Annotated in this window: 17 protein-coding genes; 8 read left to right on the plus strand and 9 right to left on the minus strand. The window is 72.1% G+C overall.

Annotated features, from left to right (window positions below):
• Positions 1-87: 87 nt before the first annotated feature.
• The 6 genes from ACGFWI_RS12615 to ACGFWI_RS12640 all read right to left on the minus strand — a co-directional run bounded on the left by ACGFWI_RS12615 (position 88) and on the right by ACGFWI_RS12640 (position 9,096).
• Complete coding sequence (locus ACGFWI_RS12615; protein WP_393905943.1) at positions 88-1,038, minus strand: SDR family NAD(P)-dependent oxidoreductase; 951 nt, start codon at positions 1,036-1,038, stop codon at positions 88-90.
• A gap of 318 nt (positions 1,039-1,356) precedes the next feature.
• On the minus strand, positions 1,357-2,031 hold the full coding sequence (locus tag ACGFWI_RS12620; RefSeq protein ID WP_393905944.1) for a DUF5825 family protein: 675 nt from the start codon (positions 2,029-2,031) through the stop codon (positions 1,357-1,359).
• A gap of 28 nt (positions 2,032-2,059) precedes the next feature.
• On the minus strand, positions 2,060-3,988 hold the full coding sequence (locus tag ACGFWI_RS12625; protein WP_393905945.1) for a RiPP maturation radical SAM C-methyltransferase: 1,929 nt from the start codon (positions 3,986-3,988) through the stop codon (positions 2,060-2,062).
• Positions 3,989-4,255: 267 nt separating this feature from the next.
• Positions 4,256-6,106 carry an alpha/beta fold hydrolase gene (locus ACGFWI_RS12630; protein ID WP_393905946.1) on the minus strand — a complete coding sequence of 617 codons (1,851 nt, stop codon included), beginning with the start codon at positions 6,104-6,106 and terminating at the stop codon, positions 4,256-4,258.
• On the minus strand, positions 6,103-7,371 hold the full coding sequence (locus ACGFWI_RS12635; RefSeq protein ID WP_393905947.1) for an MFS transporter: 1,269 nt from the start codon (positions 7,369-7,371) through the stop codon (positions 6,103-6,105). The genes ACGFWI_RS12630 and ACGFWI_RS12635 overlap by 4 nt, the downstream gene beginning before the upstream one ends.
• Positions 7,372-7,875: 504 nt before the next feature.
• Complete coding sequence (locus tag ACGFWI_RS12640; protein ID WP_393905948.1) at positions 7,876-9,096, minus strand: PP2C family protein-serine/threonine phosphatase; 1,221 nt, start codon at positions 9,094-9,096, stop codon at positions 7,876-7,878.
• A gap of 398 nt (positions 9,097-9,494) precedes the next feature.
• Here ACGFWI_RS12640 and ACGFWI_RS12645 point away from each other — a divergent pair, with 398 nt between their 5' ends.
• Positions 9,495-10,157, plus strand: coding sequence for a TetR/AcrR family transcriptional regulator (locus ACGFWI_RS12645; protein WP_393905949.1), 663 nt, complete (start codon positions 9,495-9,497; stop codon positions 10,155-10,157).
• On the opposite strand, the gene ACGFWI_RS12650 is transcribed toward ACGFWI_RS12645, so the two are convergent.
• Entirely contained in the window at positions 10,148-11,632 is a 1,485-nt protein-coding gene (locus tag ACGFWI_RS12650; RefSeq protein WP_393905950.1) for an LVIVD repeat-containing protein, read from the minus strand. The genes ACGFWI_RS12645 and ACGFWI_RS12650 overlap by 10 nt on opposite strands.
• A gap of 139 nt (positions 11,633-11,771) precedes the next feature.
• On the opposite strand from ACGFWI_RS12650, the gene ACGFWI_RS12655 reads away from it, so the two are divergent.
• The gene (locus ACGFWI_RS12655) at positions 11,772-12,473 is read left to right on the plus strand and encodes a DUF305 domain-containing protein (RefSeq protein WP_393905951.1); all 702 of its coding nucleotides are present in this window, start codon (positions 11,772-11,774) and stop codon (positions 12,471-12,473) included.
• Between the two features lie 10 nt (positions 12,474-12,483).
• Here ACGFWI_RS12655 and ACGFWI_RS12660 read toward each other — a convergent pair whose 3' ends face one another.
• Entirely contained in the window at positions 12,484-13,518 is a 1,035-nt protein-coding gene (locus ACGFWI_RS12660; RefSeq protein WP_393905952.1) for a DUF6214 family protein, read from the minus strand.
• Between the two features lie 193 nt (positions 13,519-13,711).
• Here ACGFWI_RS12660 and ACGFWI_RS12665 point away from each other — a divergent pair, with 193 nt between their 5' ends.
• A complete protein-coding gene (locus tag ACGFWI_RS12665) occupies positions 13,712-15,097 on the plus strand; it encodes an FAD-dependent oxidoreductase (RefSeq protein ID WP_393905953.1) in 1,386 nt (461 codons plus the stop codon).
• A 55-nt stretch (positions 15,098-15,152) separates the two neighbouring features.
• Here ACGFWI_RS12665 and ACGFWI_RS12670 read toward each other — a convergent pair whose 3' ends face one another.
• The gene (locus tag ACGFWI_RS12670) at positions 15,153-15,524 is read right to left on the minus strand and encodes an ArsR/SmtB family transcription factor (protein ID WP_393905954.1); all 372 of its coding nucleotides are present in this window, start codon (positions 15,522-15,524) and stop codon (positions 15,153-15,155) included.
• 165 nt (positions 15,525-15,689) lie between these two features.
• Between ACGFWI_RS12670 and ACGFWI_RS12675 the strand changes: the two genes are divergently transcribed.
• From ACGFWI_RS12675 to ACGFWI_RS12695, 5 genes are all read left to right on the plus strand, one after another.
• Entirely contained in the window at positions 15,690-16,793 is a 1,104-nt protein-coding gene (locus tag ACGFWI_RS12675; protein WP_393905955.1) for an NADH:flavin oxidoreductase/NADH oxidase, read from the plus strand.
• A gap of 145 nt (positions 16,794-16,938) precedes the next feature.
• Entirely contained in the window at positions 16,939-18,024 is a 1,086-nt protein-coding gene (locus ACGFWI_RS12680; protein WP_393905956.1) for a WD40/YVTN/BNR-like repeat-containing protein, read from the plus strand.
• A gap of 149 nt (positions 18,025-18,173) precedes the next feature.
• The gene (locus ACGFWI_RS12685) at positions 18,174-18,851 is read left to right on the plus strand and encodes a uracil-DNA glycosylase (RefSeq protein WP_393905957.1); all 678 of its coding nucleotides are present in this window, start codon (positions 18,174-18,176) and stop codon (positions 18,849-18,851) included.
• Positions 18,852-18,874: 23 nt separating this feature from the next.
• Positions 18,875-19,957 (plus strand): phospholipid scramblase-related protein, encoded by a 1,083-nt coding sequence (locus tag ACGFWI_RS12690; protein ID WP_393905958.1) that lies wholly within the window; start codon positions 18,875-18,877, stop codon positions 19,955-19,957.
• Positions 19,950-20,951, plus strand: coding sequence for an N-acetylglucosamine kinase (locus ACGFWI_RS12695; RefSeq protein ID WP_393905959.1), 1,002 nt, complete (start codon positions 19,950-19,952; stop codon positions 20,949-20,951). Before ACGFWI_RS12690 ends, ACGFWI_RS12695 begins: the two co-directional genes overlap by 8 nt.
• The last annotated feature ends 9 nt before the right edge of the window (positions 20,952-20,960 follow it).

Consider the following 20,960-nt stretch of genomic DNA (forward strand, 5'->3'; position numbering starts at 1 on the left):
GCAACACGCGACAGCGACGCCGTCATCCGCTTCCCGCTGTCGTCTGCGCCACAGTCGTCCCGCAGACGGCTCTGGAGACGAGCTCCCTCACAGAGGGCCGAAGGCCGGGTCGACGCCGGTCAGTTCGCAGCTGGCGGACCACAGGCGCGCGGCGGTCGTGACGTCGGCCAGGTGATCCCACAGGGGTTCGGCCCTGGGCCGGCCCCGTAGCCCGAACACCCGCGGTCCCCACATCTGGCCGCCTCGCACGTCGGGGTCGAGCACGGCCCGGACGGCGGGCCATGCGCCGGCCTCCTTGCCCTGGACGAGAAGGCCCAGCGGCAGGCCGCGCAGCCGCTCGCCGGTGGTGCGGACACGTACCGGCGGGCGTGCGGGAGTGAGGGAGTCCAGCGCGCCGCCGGGATGGACGACCACGCTCAGCGTCGTACTGCCCGCAGCGCGCAGCCGGCGGTCGAGCTCGAAGCCGAAGAGCATCTGGGCCAGCTTCGTGCGCCCGTAGGTGCGCTGAGGCCGGTAGTCGCGGGTGTTCTGGAGATCGTCGAGGTCAAGGCGTTCGGATTTGGCCGCGAAGCTGCCCGTGGTGACGATCCGGCTCCCTGGCGTGGCCGCGAGCACGGGGGCCAGCAGGCTGGTCAGCGCGAAGTGCCCGAGGTGGTTGGTGGCGAACATCAGCTCGTGGCCGTCCTTGGTTTCGCGGCGCGGTGGATCGTCGAGCGCGACCCCGGCGTTGTGGACCACCGCGTCGAGACGGTCCAGCCCCAGCGCGGCCACGGACGTCTTGAGCGAGGCGAGATCGGCCAAGTCCAGCCGCAGATGGCGCACCTCGGCGCCGGGGACACGGGAGCGGATCGAGACGATCGCGGCCTCGGCCTTCGTGGCGTCGCGGCTGCCGAGGACGACCGTGGCCCCGGTGCCGGCGAGCTGCTCGGCGACGAAGTACCCGATACCCGCGTTGCCGCCGGTGACCAGGAAGCTCTTGCCTTCGGCGGGAGGCAGCCGGTGCACGTCCCACGGCTGGGGCTTGAGGACGGAGGACATGGCAGGCTCCTTGCGCTCGGGGTGATCTGGCGGCGGCCGGGACTGCGCCTCGATGACGGGTGCCGCCCACACCGCACGGTCCCAGCGGCCGCCGACAGCCCACCGACAGCACACTGCCGTCGACCGATATGCGGCCGACACGGCGCGAGCCCGTCCTCCCCCGCATCCGTTCCTCGCGGCGGATCCGGCCGGCGCGTGAGGGCCGCGACGGACGCGGTCGCCGTCATCGTGGCACTCTCCGAGGGATGCGGTGCCACGTGACGGCCTTTTGCGGTGACGGCCGCCGAGCCCCGGCCGTGTCCCTGCGTCCCCGGGCACTCAGATGACCATGGCCTCCTGGATCCACCGGTTCACCCGGTACGGCAGCCACCACAGCAGCGGTCCGGTGCGGGAGACCAGCCGTTCCTCCAGGAAGTCGGCGACGATGGCCTCGGGTACGGCCGACAGCGGTGCGCCGTAGGACAGTTGGCCGATCGCCTTCCGGTAGGCGGGCTCGTCCGCGGTGAAGCGGCGCAGGTTGCCCCACCGGCGGTCGCGGATCTGGACGAATCCGGGGCCCTGGCGCCACAGGCATTTGCAGAGGTAGTGCTCGTTGTGCCACCGGGACAGCGCGGCCGCCTCGTCGGCGGGGCCGGTGAGGGTCCGCGGCGGCTGGAGGTGGCTGAGCTCGCGCCAGCCGTCGCCGGGCTCCGCCGGCAGGCGCAGCTGCCACTGGACCAGCACCGCACGTGCCGTCAGATCTCGGATCAGGCACAGCCGCCGGACCGCGTACGCGGCGGCATCGGGGGCGTCGACGTCGGTCAGGTCGATCTCCTCGGCGAACCGCGCGCGCCGTACCCCCAGCTCCCACAGCCGGGCGGCGTGCTCCTCCGGCGGGCCGGTCAGGTCGAGTTCGCCCAGGCTCATGCCCGGCAGGGTGGCGGCGTCCTCGTCGTAGTCCCGCCATGCGGCGAGCGTCAGTGCCCGGGGTGCGGGGGTGGTGGTGCAGCTCATGGGTGTCTCCTCGTGGGCCGGGCGGCGCTCAGGCGTGGACGACGGCCCGGGGCGCGACCGGCGCCTCCTGCCGGGCGGGCGTGGCGTGGCGGTGGCGCATGAAGTCGAGCCGCAGCAGGTCCTCGTTGACGGCCGCCGGCGCCAGGTGGACGTACTGACCGGCGTCGGTGAAGACCAGCCCGAGCGTCACCCAGTGCTGGAGCAAGGCCTGCACCACAGTCTCGTCGACCGGGTGCTCCGGCAGGCGCGCGGCGAGCTTGCGGGTCAGCGCGGCGGGGGCGTGCGGTTGGTCGAGGAGCCGGAAGGCCGCGAGTTCCAGGGGCCCGGTGAGCTCCATGGCTCCCCAGTCGAAGGCGCGTCTGCGGCTGACGCACACGATGCGGTCGCCGAGGTCGGTGTGGGTGAGCCTGCTGTCCGTGTGGTGTTTCCGCCAGGCGCCTAGGGCGTCGTTGAGGGAGGTGACGGTGGGTTCGCCGATGCCGCGTTCGGGTGCCTCGAAGACGTAGGCCAGGTCGTGCAGTTCGGACTCGGGCAGGTCGTAGGTGAAGCGGTAGTGCTCCTCGGGCCGCAGACCGGTGAAGCCGAGTTCGGGCCGGTTGAAGTACGGGCTGAAGCGTTCGATGGCGATGCGGGCGGAGAGGTCGACCGGCGGGTCTAGGTGTTCCAGGGCCGGCAGCTGGGCGATGACGGGCTCGTAGTCGGCGGCGGTCTCGCCCGGGAAGCCATGGAGGTAGTTCCAGGAGACGGAGAGTCCGGTCTCGGCTCCGTCGCGGAGCATACGGACGTTCTGGCAGCCGCTCACGCCCTTGTCCATCAGGTCGAGCACCCGGCTGTTCAGGCTCTCGATGCCCGGCTGGACGTAGATCATCCCGGCGTCGGCGAGGGTGCGCAGCTGGGTCCGGCGCATATTCGCCTTGATCTCGATGTGCAGGCGCAGGTCGTAGCCGCTGTCGATGATGCGGGGCAGAACGGTGTTGAGGTACCCCATGTCGAGGATGTTGTCGACGACGTACATGTCCAGCACGCGATGACGGCGTGCCAGCTCCATGATCTCTTCATAGAAGGTGTCGGGGCTCTTGCTGCGGAACTGCATGAAGGAGCCGTTGAGGCCGCAGAAGGTGCAGTGGTGCTTCTCGCCCCACCAGCAGCCGCGGGCCCCCTCGACGACGAGCTTGGGTTCGACCCAGTTGCGGGCGACGGAGGACGCCAGCCGCTCGAAGTAGCCGCTGTAGTCGGGCGGCAGGAGGGTGGCCGGAGGCAGCGGGCTGGTGCTCATCGGGTTGGCGGTGCTGGTGCCGTCGGGGCTTCGGTGGCACAGCCCGGGGACGGCGGACAGGTCGCCGCCCTCGTCGAGGGCGGTGAGCAGCTGGGGGAAGGCGGCTTCGCCCTCGCCGCGGACCACGAAGTCCAGGAAGGGGAAGTTGCGGTGGCCGGCGGCGCCCTGTTCAGCGTCGCAGTTGGCTCCGCCCATCACCGTCCTGATGTGCGGGGCGAGGCGTTTGACGTACTTGGCGGCGGCGAGCGCGGCGGTGTTCTGCTGAAAGGTGGAGGTGAAGCCGACGACGTCGGGACCGGCCGCGACGATCCGCTCGGCGGTCTCCTGGACGAATTCCGGTACCACGCGATGGAGTTCGTGGGACATCCGGATCCGCTCGTCCCGTAACTTGCCGCGCATCGAGGCGCGGAACTCCGGTACCCGCCACTCGGGGTCGTCGTAGAGGGCGGAGGAGAACACCCAGTCGCCGCACCCCATGAAGTACGAGGAGAGCGCATAGAACTGGTAGTCGTCCGCGGTGAACCCGGTGCGCCGGGTGATCCAGTCGGTGAACTCCAGGTTGGCGTGCAGGACATCGGCGTGGCCGGGGGTGCGCTCGTCGACGCTTCGCCGGAGGATTCCGAGTGCGAGGGACGGGAGATCGATCGGGGACCAGGGCATGTTGACCAGCAGGACGCGCATGTCGGCTCCTCGTAGGCGGCGGGGTGGGGTGGAGGCGGCCGGCGGCCGGCCGGTGACCTGCGGCGGTCCGGCCGGCCCGGGTGGCGCACCGGGCCGGCCGGGGAGGATCAGTCCTCCTCGGTGTCCTCGGCGTTACGGAACGGGACGGTCACCGTGATGCCGATGCCCGGCTTGCGGTTCTCCTCGTCGCCCGCGAGCGGGTCGTTGTGGATGATGTCCTTCTGCATGGCTGGGTCTCCTGTTCTGCCGGTATTCCGGAAATGGGTGTCACATTCCGGGGGGCGCCGGACGGGCCGGTGCTCCCGGAGACCCCGTCCGCTGGGGGACGGGGGGTTCGGTGGGCCGCGGGGTGCGGCAAAGGTGGCGGCCGAGGAATCCCATGGCGCGCCGCAGGGCGGCCACGTGGTGCGCGCCGGTGTAACCGTCGTGTCCGGTGTCCAGCCACAGGGACTCGTGCCCGACGCCGGCCTTCCGCAGAGCGGTGAGGTAGCTGCGGACCTGGCCGGGCGGGCATTTGGCGTCGCGGGTGGCGGCGATCACCAGCAGGGGGGCGCGGATGGCGGCGGCGTAGTGGAGGGGTGAGCTCCGCGCGTAGCGTTCGGGCACCTCTTCGGGGCTGCCGCCGAACAGCCGCTCGTCCAGGGCACGCAGCGCGGGGGTGCCGGTGCGGTGCGCCGCGGCGCAGTCGGCGACCGGTTTGACGGCGACGCCCGCCTGCCAGAGATCCGGCCGGGTGCCGAGTGCGAGCAGCGCCAGGTAGCCGCCCCAGGAGGTGCCCCACAGGCCGATCGCGTCCTTACGGGCCAGGCCGCGGCGGAGCAGATCGGCCCGGACCGCGACGAGGTCGGCGACCTGGGTGAGCCCGACACCCTCGCCGTACGCGGCGCGCCAGCCGGGTCCGTAGCCGGTGGAACCGCGGTAGTTGACCCGCGCGACCGCGAACCCGGAGGCGACCAGGGAGTGCACCTGCGGGTCGTAGGCGTCGCGGTCGTGGTCGGCGGGGCCGCCGTGCACCAGGAACACCAGCGGGGGCCGCCCACCGGGGGCCGTGTCGGGTTCGCTGAGCAGGGTGTGCACGGGGCCGTCCGGACCGGGGGTCCAGAGGTCACGGTGCCGGCCGGGTGCGGGGGCGGGCAGGGCGGGGAGCGCCGGGAGCCGGGTGCCGGCGGTGGAGCGCATCCGTGGCGGGGTGGCCGTGTCGGTCCAGAGGTAGTGCACGTCCTCGCCCGGGTGCGGGGCGGCGTCGAGCAGGGTGCCCGGTGGGCAGGGCACCGGGGTCAGGGTGCGTCGGTCAAGGTCGGCCGCGGTGAGGGCGGAGCGGCCGTGGCGGTCCTGACGGATCAGGATCCGGCGTCCTTCGGGATACCAGCGCGCGGTGATCTCGGTGTCGAAGTGGCACCAGTCATGCGGCCGCAGTCCGGCGCCGGGCCGCCAACTGGCCAGCCGATAGTGGTCGTTGTGCTCCTGGACCAGCAGCAGTTCGGTGGCCGACGGGGACGGTGCGAAGCCGAGCGCCCACAACCGTCCGCCGCGTCCGGAGAGTTGGCCGAGGTCCGCCCCGGAGCAGGTCATCAGGGTGACCGCACGGTCGGATCCGGCGGCCCCCGACAGCGCCAGCAGCCCGCCCGACGGCGAGATGCCGGTCAGCAGTGAATGGCCGTCGACGGTCCGCACCGGCCGGGCCGGGCCGCCCGGTGTGCCGAGGTAGACGGTCGTCCCGCGGCCGTCCCCGAGGCCGATGGCCACGGTGCCGGCATCGCTGAGGGCGAGGCCGCACGGGAGGCCCGGTCGCAGGCCGGCCAGGCCGGGGAGCCGCGGTCCGCCCTCGAAGTCCTGGAAGTGCCAGCGCCCGAGGCCGCCGCGGTCCTCGGCGAACCACCACACCCGGGCATCCGCGTCGAGTGCGCAGTGCACCGTGCCGTCCGGGCTGTCGGTGACCTGGCGCGCGGTGCCGGTGGCGGCGTTCCAGGTGAAGATCTCGCAGCGACCGTCGGCGTCCGCGGCCAGGGCCATCCGCGCCGGATCGCGCGGACAGACCTCGGGGAGCGCCGGCCGGTAGACCCGGAAGCCGGTGTCGTGGGGCGGCGGTACGGCGGTACCTGTCGCGGTCGCACTCATGCGGTCTCCTCCCCCGTTCCGCGGGTGAACTGCGGTGCCACACAGGTCGCGTACAGCGCGAGCAGGGCCAGCAGCACCGCACAGCCCGTGAGGGTGGCACCGGCCCCGGCCCGGTCTGCGGACAGCCCGGCGAGGGCCGGGGCCAGGGCCGCTGCCGCGCCCGATGCGGTGGCCAGGAGGGTGCCGGTGCGGGCCTGCAGCCCGGGTGGTGTGAGGTGCAGGATCCGGGCCTGCAGCGCCACGGTGGCCGACGGCGTCAGGAAGCAGAGGAGCCCGAGGAGCAGACCGAACTGCCAGGCGTCACGGGCCACCGCCAGGGCCGCGGCGGGCGGCACCAGCAGCCAGGACACCGGCACCAGCACTTGCGCCGCGGAGTGCCGGCGAGCCAGCCGGGGTGCCGCCAGCGCGCCGGCCAGGCCGGCCGCCCCGGACAGCGCGAGGACCAGGCCCAGCGGGGCCGGGCCCCGGCCGTGGTCCTGGAGGGCGAAGACCGTCGTGTAATACAGCGCGACCAGCAGGGCGTTGACGGCCGAGAGCCAGACGAGCACCAGCCGCAGGAAGGGTTCCCGGCGGAGCAACGCCACTCCTGCCCCGGCCTCGGTGAGCAGGGCGCGCCAGGTCCCGCGGGTGCCGGCCGGTGGCCGCTGCTCCCGCGACGGGGACAGATCGGAGCGCATGGCACGGATGCCGCCCGCCGCGACGGCGTACGACAGGGCGTCCACGAGGAACGGCAGCCAGGCGCCGGCGGCGAAGAGCAGCCCGCCCAGCGCGGGCCCGACGACGAGGGCACCCCGTTCCCCGGCCTGTAATCGGGACAGGACCCGCCGGTGCTGCTGCGGGGGACACACCAGAGCCACGGTGCCCAGCGACGCCGCCTCGTAGCAGGCAGTCGCGCACCGCTCGACGAGTACGGCGGCGAGGAGCACGGCCAACGGAACCGGGCCCACAGCGACCGCCACGGTGACACCGGTCATCGCCACCGCGGACACCAGCGCGGCGCCCACCATCACCTGCTTGCGTGCCCCGCGGTCGGCGGGCACGGCGGCGAACGGGCCGAGCACCAGTGTGGCGGCCGCGGAGAGCCCGGCGATGGCGCCGACCTCCGCGGGGGAACGGCCGAGGCTCAGGAGCAGCAGCGGCAGAACGAACCCGGACGTCTGACTGCCGAGTGCGTCGCAGGTGCCCGCCCACCAGAAGAGCCGGACATCGCGGCGGGCGTGCGGCAGGGGGACGGCGGTTGCCGGCGCCGGAGCGGAGTGCGTCATCAGGGACGGCCCGGGACCGGTCTCGCGGTGCCGCGAGCGGTGCCGCCGGGCGCCTTCCCTGCCGGGTCACTCACCGGACGGTTTGCCGGACGGTTTGCCGGACGGTTTGCCGGCTCGCTCCGGGATGACGCCGACGGTAAGCCGTGCGGTGAGTCGTCTCCGCGCGGGATCGCTGATCGCCGTTCCATGCGAAGCCACCTCAGGTTTGTGGGTGGATCGTGAAGATCGACCGCACCAATAGGTCAACTTGCGGAGGAAATGTGCCGGAAGCGTGCTGGAGCTTAACCAGCCGGCGACACAGGCCACAAGATGTCGGGCGCCGAACATCTTCGGCCGGCACGCCACGCCCGGATTCATGCTGCTTGGACGGGGATGCCCGGATGCTGGATGCCCGGTTGTCGCTTTCCTGGTGCGTCCTGGTGCGTCCTGGCGCGTCCGTCCTCCGCGTGACACAAGCGGGGCAACGCGGCAACAGGGCAGTTCCTGCCGGTCCGGTTCCGCCTCCTACCGGCTCCCGGTGTCGCGTCCCGGCTCAGGGCCGGCGAGGGGGCGCGCCTCCGGCGTGGGCCGGCGCCGGCCGTCGTGGGGATAGCCCGTGAGGTGCGGCAGGTGGTGGGACGGAACGCGTTCGATGACCAAGAGGGCCGCGTCATCGGCGAGTTGCTCGCCGGTGTGGGCGAGCAGGTCGCGGTGAATGTGGTGCAGCAGGGCGTCGGCGCTGGAAGTGGGGAACAAGGCGACCCGTTCGGCGAGCGGGTAGAAGGCTCCGGTGGGCGAACGGGCTTCGATGACCCCGTCGGTGTAGAGCAGAAGGATGTCGCCGGCTTCGAAGGTGAACGGGTCGGTGCCGCGGAGCGGGACGGGCAGTTCGCACATACCCAAGGGGGGTGCGGGGTGGCGTGCGTGCAGGACCGTGACCTGGTGATCGTGCAACAACAGCGGTGGCGGATGGCCGCAGTTGATCAATTCGGCCCGTGGGCCGTGGTCGGAGATGTCGGCGATGAGGGCGGTGATGAAGTGCTCGCCCGGGTCGTGCTCGGTGTCGGCGACTTCGTCCAGGTTCCGGCAGACGCTGTCCTCCAGGGCACCCGCCAAGTCGGGCAGGGTGGCATACCGGTGAGCACCCTCACGGAACGCGCTCAGCACGACCGATGCCTCACCGATGGAGGACAGCCCCTTACCCCGGACGTCACCGATGATCACCCGGGTGCGGGGACTAGCGGCACGGGCGACCGCGAACAGATCGCCCCCGATCTGCGATTCATCTTCGGCGGCCAGATACAGCCAGGCCACCCGCAGCGGCCCGATCCGGCGGGGCGGAGGCCGCAGTAGAACCCGCTGCGCCGCCTCGGACACCGACCGCACCCGGCTCAGCTCCCGGCTGCGCCGCTCCCGCGCACGGCAGAAGAAGACGATCAGCGTGGACAGCACGGTCAGGGCGATGATCTGCGCCACGTGGTTGCTGGTGGTCAGCCCCCCGTGGAACGCCGCGATAAAGATCTGCGCGGCCACGGCCAGGGCCCCGACCAGGGCGGTCAGCCCGGGTCCGCCGATGGAGGCGGTCAAGGCCGGCGCGATGACCAGCAGCGGACCCAGATGGATATTCGCCGGGGAGTGCAGGTCCGTCACGGTGATCGCCACAATCAGGGCGAGCGGCACCGCCACCAGCCCACGACCCGATGGCTGCTCCAGGAGGCGATCCACAGACAGGTGACGGAAGCCCACGTGTCGCATTTTACCGCCCTTGTCGGCAGCGATCCTCCGTCATCCAGCCCCCGGGCAGCACGGTGGGACACGGCTCCTGAGCTGCGCAAATGCTGTACACACAGGCCGGACCTCGCGCTCGGCGGCCATGGCCCGGCCCGGCACGGAGTCCACGAGAGGACGATCAGAGGCGGCGGGAGGTGAGCGCGAACCCGTACCGCGCCGTGCGCCGGGGCCGACCTCATGACCTGCCAAGAAGACGCAGGTCGCGAGGCCAACCCCGGCCTCGTCCACGCCCGATTCGGGCGATCCCCCGCGTCGCCCGAATCGGGCAGCTTGACCGGGTTCCGTCCGAGGACGGATATCCGGAGTTGTACAGAGTATATTGGCCCTGAGCCAGTCAACGCAGGAGTTACAGGATGTCCCCCCGCAGCGCATCGGTCAATGAAGAATTGCGGCGGCGGTCCCGCGAGCGGCTGCTGCAGGCGACGGTCGAGCTGGTGGGAGAGCGCGGCTACGAGGCAACGACGCTCGGGGACATCGCCCATCGGGCGGGGGCGGCGCGGGGGCTCGTCTCGTACTACTTCCCCGGCAAGCGTCAGCTGCTCCAGTCCGCCGTGCACCGTCTGATGCATCTCACGCTGCAGGCCGCCCTGGAGCGCGCGCCACGGCCGAGCGGGCCGGACGCGGGGCGGGAGCTGATGGCGCGGGCCATCGACGCAATCCTGGGGCTTGCGCACGATCATCCGCTGCTGATGCGGACGCATATGGCGGGAATACTGACGGCCGACGGATTCATCCAGTGCCCCGAGCAGCAACGGCTCGCCCAGCTGCTGCGGGAGACGGTCGTGGCGTACGGCTCCTCGGATCCCGATGCCGACTATCCGCTGTTGCGTGCGCTGCTGATGGGATCGGTGGTGGCGATGCTGCTGCCGGGAGCGCCGATGCCGGGCGGGCGACTGCGCGCCGAAATGTTCCAACGGTACGGACTGGCCTGGGAGTTGGGGGTCCCGCCGGGCGAGGAGCCGCCCGGCGGGACCGCCGACGCGCGGAGCGGTACAGGAGCGACCGGTCAGCGGTAGTCGGGCTGTGTCTGGACGTTGAGTTCCCGCATCCGTACGGACTCGGCGCTGTCCGTGCGGCGGTCATCGATACTGAGGACGTCGAAGCCCTTGGTGATGTCGTTGGAGTAGATGTGGCCGTTGTAGTAATACGCGGACCACGCGCCGCCGGTGACCAGTGAGTCCGTGGAGAGCGGGCCGCGCTCGAAGTAGCCGATCTCCTTCGGGTGTGCGGAGTCGGTGAAGTCCCAGACCGAGACGCCGCCCTGGTACCACGCCTGGACCATGATGTCGCGGTTCCTGGCCGGGATCAGCGAGCCGTTGTGGGCGACACAGTTCTCGGTGTCGGCCTGGTGGCGCGGGATCTTGTAGTAGCTCTTGAAGACCAGCTTGCGGTGGTTGCCCTTGCCGACGATGTCGTAGATCCCGTCGGCGCCGCGGTTCGGTCCGGTCTTCTCGTTGCAGGTGGCCGCTCCGCCGCCGCCCAGCTCGTCGGTGAACACCACCTTGTTTCCCCGCTCGTTGAAGGTCGCGGAGTGCCAGAAGGCGAAGTTGACGTTGTCCTCGACCCGGTCGATGACCTTGGGCGCGGCCGGGTTCGCGATGTCCAGAAGGATGCCGTCGCCCATGCAGGCGCCCGCGGCCAGTTTCAGCTTCGGGAAGGTGGTGATGTCGTGGCAGCCGGTGGTCTGCGAGACGCCGGGGTTGGTGGTGCCGCCGGGGTTGCCGCCGTCCGGGAAGAGGACGGGGAAGTCGATGACGGCGGCCTTCTCGGGCGCGGAACGCGGCACCTTGATGACGGAGATGCCGTCGTGCGGCGGCCGGCAGTCGGGGAAGGTCTCGCTGGGCGAGTAGGACGAGACGTAGACGTAGACGTCGCGGCGCTCGGGGACCAGCGTATGGGTGTGGGAACCGCAGGCGGTCTCGACGGCGGCGACGTATCTGGGGTTCTCCTTGTCGCTGATGTCGAAGATCTTCATGCCCTCCCAGGAGGACTTCTCCGTCGCGGGCTGTGCGGCGCTGTGACAGGAGTTGTCACTGCGCGAGGAATCCGTGGACAGGAAGAGCAGATTCCCGGACACCGAGACGTCGTTCTGTGAACCGGGACAGAGCACCTGGCTCACGGCCCTGGGCGCCTTGGGCCGGGAGATGTCATAGATCACGAAGCCGTCGTAGTTGCCGGCGAAGGCGTACTTCCCCTGGAAGGCGAGATCGGAGTTGGTGCCCTGGAGCGCCTGCTTGGGGATGTTCGTCAGATGACGGACGTTGGCGCTGTGGACCACCTCGTCCACGCCGGGTATGTCGCCGTTCTTGATCGCGTCCCGGGTGCCCGCCTCCTGGCTGCGGCTCATCTCCCGGGCCGCGGAGGGGTGGTCGCCGGGGTCGGGGGTTGCGGCCGCCGGTCCGGCCACGAGGAGGGAAGCGGCGAGCCCGAAGGCCGCGGCCACCGCTCCGAGGGGTCTGCGCCGCACGCGGGGTCTGTGCAACGACGTCACGAGGACCTCCCTGAAGTCCGTTCCGATGTGAACGGTTCTTGGCCCCGGTAGTATCGCGCTGCTCATGTACATATCAATAGAAGGCAATGAAGGTGTAACGCCCGAGTGCGGCAGGTAATGACCGGGCAAGCCCCGGCGGATGGTTCCGACGGACAGGAGTGTGCGTGCGGTGAAGCGTCCCAGGAGAGTGAACGTCCTCGTCGCGGCCGGCTGCGGACTGGCCATCTCCCTTGCCCTGAACGGCTGTTCATCCGGCGACGGCACCGAGGCGACCCGGGCCGGGGCACCGAAAGTGGTGGCACCGGGCAAGCCGGGTGAACCGGCGAAGACCCTCACCGTTGACGAGGCCAGGAAGGCGCGCGGCGAAGACTCCCCCAACTCCGCCGACGTCGACTACGTCCAGATGATGATCCCGCACCATCAGCAGGCGTTGGTGATGACGGGCCTGGCCGAGCGGTACGCCCACGCCGGGCGGGTCGGGCGGCTGGCCGAGCGGATCGCCGCGGCCCAGGAGCCCGAAATCGGCGCCATGGAAGGCTGGTTGAGCGGCTTCGGCGGACCGCGCACGGTGGGCGGGCACCACCATCACGGGGAGATGCCCGGAATGGCGACCACGGCCCAGCTCGGCCAGTTGCGGGCGGCCCGTGGTGAGAAGTTCGACGCGCTCTTCCTGAAGTTGATGATCGCGCACCACCAGGGTGCGGTCTCCATGGCCACGGATCTGCTCTCCGAGGGCAGGAACACGCTCGCTCAGGAGATGGCGAACGATGTCATCGCGCAGCAGAGCGCCGAGATCGGACGGATGCAGCGCATGCGGGCGGACACCGGGCAGGCGCCCTGACGGTTGCCGGTCAGCGCTTGTTGTGACGCGGCGTCAGGAGCCCTGCGTCCCGGGCACCGGCGATCAGGCGTAGCGACCTTCGGCGGTTACGGCCGGTGGCGAGCATGACGGCCAGCACCGGATCGCCCCCCTCCCGCTGGGCCTGGCGGTACGCGTCCGCGGCGATCCTGCGGCGCTCGCCGCCCCGCGACCGGGCGAGGACGGCGGAGCGGGCACGCTCGGGCGGCGGGGCCGAAGCGGACGGCCCGGACGGCGTCGACGAGTCGGACGACGCCGATGGCTCGGTCGGCGCCGATGACGCGGAGACCGGGGCGGGAGTGGACGACGCGGACGGGGCGGGCGCGGCGAGCGAAGCGGAAGGGGCGGAGGGCGGTTCGGTGGGCCCTCCGGCCGGTCGCCCGGCGGACGGCTCGGAAAGGTGGCCGGTCCCGGCACCCGTGTCGGCCCGGTGGAGTGCGCCGTCTCCCCGGACGGTGCCCGTCGCAGCCGTCGGCCCCTCCCCCGGCGCTGCCGCCCCCTGGGCCGCAGGCGCCACGCGCTCCCCTGGTGCCACCCCCGTTCCGGAACCCGTCGGTTCCGGCTCCGGCTCGCGTCCCGTCGCCGGCTTGGACGCCGTGCCCCTCACCGTCGCCGTGGGCTGTCCGCTCTGCGGCCTGCCGCCCCGCTCCGGTGCGGCGGCCACCGGGCCGGGCCGCCGGGGTGCGGGCCGTGTCCTCCGCGGCCGCCCGGTGGCCGCCCGGAAGGCGTCGTCCAGCGGGCCTTCGATCCAGCGGGCCAGGTCGGTGAGGCCGGCGAGGGTCAGCGGCGGGTCGGCCCGTACGTCCTCGACGGTGATGTGGTCGTCGGAGACCGTCACGAGGACATCGACCCGGGCGCCGTCGGCGAAGGTCAGCCGGGCGCTGCACCACGGGCCCAGCGGATCGAGCCGGGGCAGCGGGCATCCGGGGCCGTGGGATCCGGACGGATCGTCCGGGGCGGCGGGGTCGGGGGCGAGAGCGGGCGCGGCCGAGCCGAGCGCCCGCAGCTCCCACGTGGGCCACTCCAATGGCGCGCCCTGGGCTTCATATCGGTGATTAACGGTATAAAAGTCACTTTCCGACACATTGAAAACCTAGCCCCCAGCTCACCCGGCCCAGTAGCGCGGCACGCTCATCCCACCGGGAGCAACCCCGATAGCGCATCTCCCGTCGCGCGCCTGCCGGTGCGATCCTGGGGGTATCCCGCGGAAGGGGCCACTCGTGCTTCGTGTCGCAGTGATCGGTTCTGGACCCAGCGGCGTCTACACCGCCCAGTCCCTGATCGAGCAGCAGACCGTACCGGACATCGAGGTGTACGTCCTGGATCGGCTGCCCTGCCCGTACGGTCTGGTGCGCTACGGCGTCGCGCCGGACCACGAGAAGATCAAATCGCTGCAGAACAATCTGCGGACGGTGCTGGAGCACCCCAGGGTGCGCTTCCTGGGGAACGTCGAGGTGGGGGCGGCGGGGCTGGGCGTCGAGGAGCTGCGGGAGATCTTCGATGCGGTGGTGTTCTGTGTGGGTGCCGCCACCGACCGGCATCTGGGCATCCCCGGTGAGGAGCTGCCCGGCAGCCATCCGGCGACCGAGTTCGTCGCCTGGTACAGCGCACACCCGGATGCGGCCGCCGTCCGTTTCACCCTCGCGGCGCGGTCCGCCCTCGTGATCGGCGTGGGGAATGTGGCGGTGGACGTGGCGCGGATGCTGTCCCGTGGTGCCGCCGAGCTTGCGGCTACCGATATGCCGCAGGGTCCGCTCGGCGCGCTCGCGGACAGCAGCGTCGAGGACGTCTGGATGGTCGGCAGACGCGGCCCCTCCCAGGCCAAGTTCACCACCAAGGAGCTACGGGAACTGGGCTCCCTTCCGGATACCGAGGTGCTCGTACGGCCCGAGGAGCTGGCGCTGGATCCGGCGTACCGGGATCCGGGCGGGCTGCCTGCGGCGGGGCGGCGGAATGTCGAGGTGCTGCGCGGCTGGGCGGAGCGGGCGGCGGCCGCCCCGGCAGACCCGGACGCGGGGGCCGCCGGACGGGGGCACCGCATTCATCTGCGGTTCTTCCTGCGACCGGTCGAGGTGCTCGGGGATGCCGGCGGGGTGCGCGCGGTCCGGTTCGAGCGGACGGCGCCCGACGGGCACGGCGGGGTGACGGGGACCGGCGAATTCGAGGACATCGAGGGGCAGTTGGTGCTGCGTTCGGTCGGCTACCGGGGGACGCCGCAGCCCGGCCTGCCGTTCGACGGGACGACCGGGACGGTGCCGCACCAGGCGGGGCGGGTGCTGCAGGACGGGACGCCGCTGCCCGGGGTGTACGTGGCGGGCTGGATCAAGCGGGGGCCCACGGGCGTGATCGGCACCAACCGGCCGTGCGCCAAGGAGACCGCGCGGTCGCTGCTGGCGGATGCCCCCACCCTGACGGAGCGCGGCGCGGCCGAGGACCCGGTGGCCGCGCTGACCCGGGCGGGGCAGCGGCCGGTCCCGTGGCCGGGCTGGCTGGCCATCGAGGCCGCCGAGGCGGAGTGGGGCCGCGGACTGGGGCGTGGCACCGTCAAACTGCCGGACTGGGCAGGGCTGTTGGACGCGGCGCGCGCCGCGGAAGTGACCCGCTGAATCCGCGGGCGGGCCGGGGCGCGGGGCTCCGGTCCGCCGGGCCGGAGCGGCTCGGTCACTCCTCCCCGAGGCGGTCGGCCTGCAGATCCGCCGCCCGGAGCACATCGTCGATCAGACCGGGGAAGAGCGCCTCCAGATCGGCCCGGCGCAGCCCGTTCATCTTGGCCGTGCCCCGGTAGAGCTGCTGGATGACGCCGTTCTCGCGCAGCACCCTGAAGTGGTGGGTGCAGGTCGACTTGCTGACCGGGAGTTCGACGTCCGCGCAGTTCAGCTCGCCCTCGGCGGCCGCCAGTGCGCAGACGATCCGCAGTCGCACCGGGTCGGCGAGCGCATGCAGCACATCGGCCAGCCGGATGTCCTCACGGGCCGGGTGCTCCAGCGACCGGGAGCCCGACGGAGCCCGCGTGGAGGTCGTTTCGGTCGGCATGACGGCTCCTGACTCATTCTGCGGGGCTCGGTGTGGCCTGGCGCGCCGCCCGCCCGCTCATTGTACGAGAAGCATCGTAGTTTGACATCCACCGTAGTACGACGCCTATCGTATGAGTGCGGGGCCGGCCGGCACCCGTTCGCCCTTCAGGTACAGGAGCCCGCCGTGAGCGCACTGTTCGAGCCCATCACCCTCCGCGCGCTGACCGTCCCGAACCGCCTCTGGATGGCGCCCATGTGCCAGTACTCCGCGGCTCCCGAGGGTCCGGCGGAAGGGGCGCCCGGCGACTGGCACTTCCAGCACCTGGCCGCGCGCGCGGCCGGCGGCACCGGCCTGATCCTCACGGAGGCCACCGCGGTGAGCCCCGAGGGACGCATCAGCCCGTACGACCTCGGCCTGTGGAACGACACCCAGACCGAGGCGTTCCGGCGCATCACCGGCTTCCTCAAGGAGCAGGGCACCGCCCCGGGCATCCAGATCGCCCACGCCGGCCGGAAGGCCTCCACCGAGCGCACCTGGGTGGACCGTGGCGCCCCGCTCCTCCCTGGTCAGCGGTACGGATGGGAGCCGGTCGGGCCGAGCCCGGTGCCGTTCGGCGAGGGGTTCACGGCCCCCGCGGAGCTGACCGTGGCGCAGATCGGCGGGATCGTCGCGCAGTTCCGCGCGACGGCGCGGCGGGCGCTGGCGGCCGGCTTCGAGGTGGCCGAGATCCACGGTGCGCACGGCTACTTGATCAACCAGTTCCTCTCGCCCTTCACCAACCGGCGCACCGACGAGTACGGCGGCTCGTACGAGAACCGGACGCGGTTCGCGCTGGAGGTCGTGGACGCCGTACGGGAGGTCTGGCCCGAGGAACTGCCGGTCTTCTTCCGGATCTCGGCGACCGACTGGCTCACCGAGGACGAGAGCGACGAGCGCGAGGGCTGGACGGCCGACGACACCGTGCGCTTCGCCCGCGAGCTGCACGAGCACGGGATCGATCTGCTGGACACCTCCACGGGCGGCAATGCGCCGGACGCGAAGATCACCACGGGGCCCGGCTACCAGGTGCCGTTCGCGGAGCGGGTGAAGAAGGAGAGCGGGCTCGCGGTGGGCGCGGTCGGTCTGATCACCGAGGCGCGGCAGGCCGAGAAGATCATCGCGGACGGTCTGGCCGACGCCGTGCTGCTCGGCCGTGAACTCCTGCGCTCCCCCAACTTCGCGCAGCACGCGGCACGGGAACTGGGGGCACGGACCGCCGTGCCGCAGCCGTACCACCGGGCGGTCTGAGGCCGCCGGGGCGGCGTGCGCTACCCGTGGCAGGAGCGGGACCGCACCGTCCGACCTGCGCGGACACGATCCGGGACGCCATTGTCAGTGGCCGGGTGCAAACTTGCCACTGTCTGAGACAACGGCGTCCCGGAGGTGTTCCGGCATGACTGACGTACTGCTCGCGGTGGGCACGCGCAAAGGGCTCTTCATCGGCCGTAGACGGCACGGTGACTGGGAAGTGAGCGGCCCGCACTTCTCCGCGCAGGCGGTGTACTCCCTCGCGATCGACACCCGCCGCGCCACGCCCCGGCTGCTGGCCGGGGCCGACAGCGCCCACTGGGGTCCCTCGGTGTTCCACTCCGACGACCTGGGCGAAACCTGGCACGAGCCCTCCCGCCCCGCGGTCACGTACCCGAAGTACACCGGGACTTCGCTGGAGCGGGTGTGGCAGCTGCATCCGGCCGGTCCCGCCGCCCCTGAGGTGATCTATGCGGGCACCGAGCCCGGCGGACTGTTCCGCTCCGAGGACGGCGGCGAGACCTTCGAGCTCGTGCGGGCCCTGTGGGACCACCCGAGCCGGGAGGAGTGGGTGCCGGGCGGCGGTGGGCTGGCCGTCCATACGGTGATCACTGACCCGCGGGACGCCGACGTGGTCACCGTCGCCGTCTCCGCGGCAGGGGTCTTCCGCACGCTCGACGGGGGCGCCAGCTGGGCTCCGTCGAACACGGGCGTGAAGGCGGTCTTCCTGCCGGACCAGCATCCGGAGTTCGGCCAGTGCGTCCACAAGATCGCGCAGGACCCGGTGCACCGCGACCGCCTCTATCTGCAGAACCACTGGGGCGTCTACCGCAGCGACGACGCGGGCGCGCAGTGGACGGATATCGGCGACGGGCTGCCCTCCGACTTCGGCTTCGCCGTGGCCGCCCATCCGCGCACGGCAGATGTCGCCTATCTCTTCCCGATCACCGCCGACAGCGACCGGGTGCCGGCCGGGAACCGCTGCCGGGTCTACCGCACGGCCGACGGCGGCGGGAGCTGGCAGGCGCTGAGCGCCGGGCTGCCGGACGAGGACCATTACGGCACGGTGCTCAGGGACGCCCTGTCCGTCGATGACGCCGATCCCGCCGGGGTGTATTTCGGCAACCGCAACGGCGAGGTGTACGCCAGCGCGGACGACGGCGACAGCTGGCGGCAACTCGCCTCCCACCTGCCGGATGTGCTGTGCGTACGGGCGGCCGCGGTGGCCTGAGGGAAGCGGAGCGACACGGCGGGGCGATGGCCCGCATGCCGGGTAACGGCGCCTGTCGAGCGGCAGTGCACCTCCCGCGGTCCGCCGGACGCAGGAGAGGCTTGGCCATCGGTTGAAGGGGAGCGGGCCCCGGCCAGTAGGGTGATCCCGTGGCTGTACGACCTCTCCAAGACATTGTCGAACCGGGCTGGGCCAAGGCACTTGAGCCCGTTGCCGGACGAATCGCCGCGATGGGCGACTTCCTGCGGGCGGAGATCGCCGCGGGGCGTACCTATCTCCCGGCCGGCAACAATGTGCTGCGCGCCTTCCAACAACCCTTCGACGAGGTGCGGGTGCTCATCGTCGGACAGGACCCCTACCCCACTCCGGGGCATGCGGTGGGGCTCAGCTTCTCCGTGGCGCCGGACGTACGTCCGCTGCCCGGCAGCCTGGAGAACATCTTCCGGGAGCTGCACTCCGACCTCGGGCTGCCCCGCCCGTCCAACGGCGATCTGACTCCGTGGACGCACCAGGGCGTGCTGCTGCTGAACAGAGCGCTGACGACGGCGCCCCGCAAGCCCGCCGCACACCGCGGCAAGGGCTGGGAAGAGGTCACCGAGCAGGCCATCCGCGCGCTGGTGGCGCGCGAGCGCCCGCTGGTGTCGGTGCTGTGGGGGCGCGATGCACGCAATCTGCGGCCGCTGCTCGGCGAGCTGCCGGCCGTCGAGTCCGCGCACCCCTCCCCCATGTCCGCCGACCGGGGCTTTTTCGGCTCGCGGCCCTTCAGCCGGGTGAACGACCTCCTGGTGCGGCAGGGCGCACAGCCCGTCGACTGGAGGCTGCCCTGACACCGGGGGATAGTGTGCCTGGCATGACGAATGCGAACATCCCTGCGGGCTGGTACGCCGATCCGCAGGGCACCCCCCACCAACTGCGCTGGTGGGACGGGTCCCAGTGGACGGAGCACACCCACCCGGGGCAACAGCCCGCGGCGCACGACCGGGGCCAGGCACCCCAGCCGGGCCCTCAGCAGGCCCCACCGCAACAGGCTCACCAGCCGCAGGCCCAGCAGGCCCCGCAGCAGCAGACGCTGCAGAAGTCCGCACCGCAGCAGCAGATGCCGCAGCAGCAGGCGCCCGGCCAGGGCCCCTATCCGGGCCAGCAGGGCGGGGCACCGTACGGTCAGCAGGGTGGTTACGGCCACCCCCAGCAGGCGCCCGGCCAGCAGGCGCCCGGCCAGCCGATGCAGCAGCCGTACGGACAGCAGCCGATGCCGCAGCCGGGCACGAACCCGGGCGGCGTGCAGCAGCAGGTGCACCAGCAGGCCGGGGTGGCGCCCGGCGGACCGGGCGGCGGCAGTCTGTTCACCGAGCCGGTGCTGGTGGTCAACCAGAAGGCCAAGCTCATCGAGGTCACCAACGAGTACAGCGTCTTCGACCAGCACGGCAACACGATCGGCGCGGTCGTCCAGGTCGGCCAGAGCACGGCCAAGAAGGTGCTCCGCGTCGTCTCCAGCCTCGATCAGTACATGACCCACAAGCTGGAGATCCGGGACGCCTACGGCCAGCCGCAGCTGGTGCTGACCCGGCCGGCGAAGATCCTCAAGTCCAAGGTGATCGTGCAGCGTCCGGACGGCTCGCCGGTCGGCGAGATCGTGCAGCAGAACGCCATCGGGAAGATCAACTTCGCGATGATGGTCAACGGCCAGCGGATCGGCGCCATCAAGGCCGAGAACTGGCGCGCCTGGAACTTCGCCATCGTCGACCACGCCGACACCGAGGTCGCCCGGATCACCAAGACCTGGGAAGGCCTCGCCAAGACGATGTTCACGACGGCGGACAACTACGTCCTGCAGATCCACCATCAGCTGCCCGACCCGCTGTTGAGCCTGGTCGTCGCCACGGCCCTGACCGTCGACACCGCCCTCAAGCAGGACGCCCGCGGCTTTGGGTGAGCCCGCCGGCCGCGCCCCGGGCGCTCTCCGGTCCGGCCATGTCCTGGGGATCGACTCGGGCGGGTCCGGACTGCGGATCGCCGTCGCACGCGCCGACGACGCCGAGGCCCGGCCGCTGGCCACCCGCGCCTCCCACGAGCCGGTGCGCACCGGCCCCGCCGGGATCGACGCGGACCATCTGCTGTCCCAACTCCTGCCCGCAGCGGAGGAGTTGGGGCGCGAAGCGGGTGCGCACGGGTTTGCCGCGGTGTGCGTGGGCGCGGCGGGTATGGCAACTCTGGGCGAGGATCTGCGGGCCCGGCTGCCGGCCGCACTGGCCACCGCGTTCGGAGTGCACCACCTCGCCCTCGCCGCGGACGCCGTGACCGCGTACGCCGGTGCGCTGGGCCAGCGGCCCGGTGCCGTGGTCGCCGCGGGCACCGGCATGATCGCCCTGGGCACGGACCTGACCGCCGTGGGCGGTTGGCGCCGCGCGGACGGCTGGGGGCATCTGCTGGGCGACTGCGGCGGCGGCGCATGGACCGGCCGCGCCGGGCTGGAGGCCGCGCTGCGGGCGTACGACGGACGACCGGGCGGCTCGGCCGCCCTCCTGGCGCGCGCGGAAGCGGTGTTCGGGCCGGTCGCCGGGCTGCCCGGCGCGCTCTACCCGCGCCCCGACCGGCCCGCCGTACTGGCCTCGTTCGCCCCGGAGGTCGCCCGCTGCGCCGACGAGAACGACGCCGTTGCCCTCGGCATCATGCGTGCCGCCGCGGGCCATATCGCCGATGCCGCCGCCGCGGTCTGCCCGCCGGGGGCCGGCACCGCGGTGGCCTGCACCGGCGGGCTGTTCGGCCTGGGCGAACCGCTGCTGGCTCCGCTGCGTACGGCGCTGGCGGAGCGGGGGGCGGGCGCCCCCCCCCCCCCCCCCCCGGCGCCCCCCCCCCCGGGGGGGGTGCCAAGCCCCCCGCCAGGGCCCATTAACAAAGAACACACCCGCCCCAGCGCCGATTGTTGACTATACAAC

The organism is Streptomyces sp. NPDC048434 (assembly GCF_043200375.1).
Classification (GTDB): domain Bacteria; phylum Actinomycetota; class Actinomycetes; order Streptomycetales; family Streptomycetaceae; genus Streptomyces.

Coding starts and splice junctions, on each gene's coding strand:
- ACGFWI_RS12615 (WP_393905943.1), bottom strand. CDS start 1,038: ATGTCCTCCGTCCTCAAGCCCCAGCCGTGGGACGTGCACCGGCTGCCT.
- ACGFWI_RS12670 (WP_393905954.1), bottom strand. CDS start 15,524: ATGCCGACCGAAACGACCTCCACGCGGGCTCCGTCGGGCTCCCGGTCG.
- ACGFWI_RS12645 (WP_393905949.1), top strand. CDS start 9,495: ATGTCCCCCCGCAGCGCATCGGTCAATGAAGAATTGCGGCGGCGGTCC.
- ACGFWI_RS12690 (WP_393905958.1), top strand. CDS start 18,875: ATGACGAATGCGAACATCCCTGCGGGCTGGTACGCCGATCCGCAGGGC.
- ACGFWI_RS12680 (WP_393905956.1), top strand. CDS start 16,939: ATGACTGACGTACTGCTCGCGGTGGGCACGCGCAAAGGGCTCTTCATC.
- ACGFWI_RS12625 (WP_393905945.1), bottom strand. CDS start 3,988: ATGCGCGTCCTGCTGGTCAACATGCCCTGGTCCCCGATCGATCTCCCG.
- ACGFWI_RS12635 (WP_393905947.1), bottom strand. CDS start 7,371: ATGACGCACTCCGCTCCGGCGCCGGCAACCGCCGTCCCCCTGCCGCAC.
- ACGFWI_RS12630 (WP_393905946.1), bottom strand. CDS start 6,106: ATGAGTGCGACCGCGACAGGTACCGCCGTACCGCCGCCCCACGACACC.
- ACGFWI_RS12620 (WP_393905944.1), bottom strand. CDS start 2,031: ATGAGCTGCACCACCACCCCCGCACCCCGGGCACTGACGCTCGCCGCA.
- ACGFWI_RS12655 (WP_393905951.1), top strand. CDS start 11,772: ATGGTTCCGACGGACAGGAGTGTGCGTGCGGTGAAGCGTCCCAGGAGA.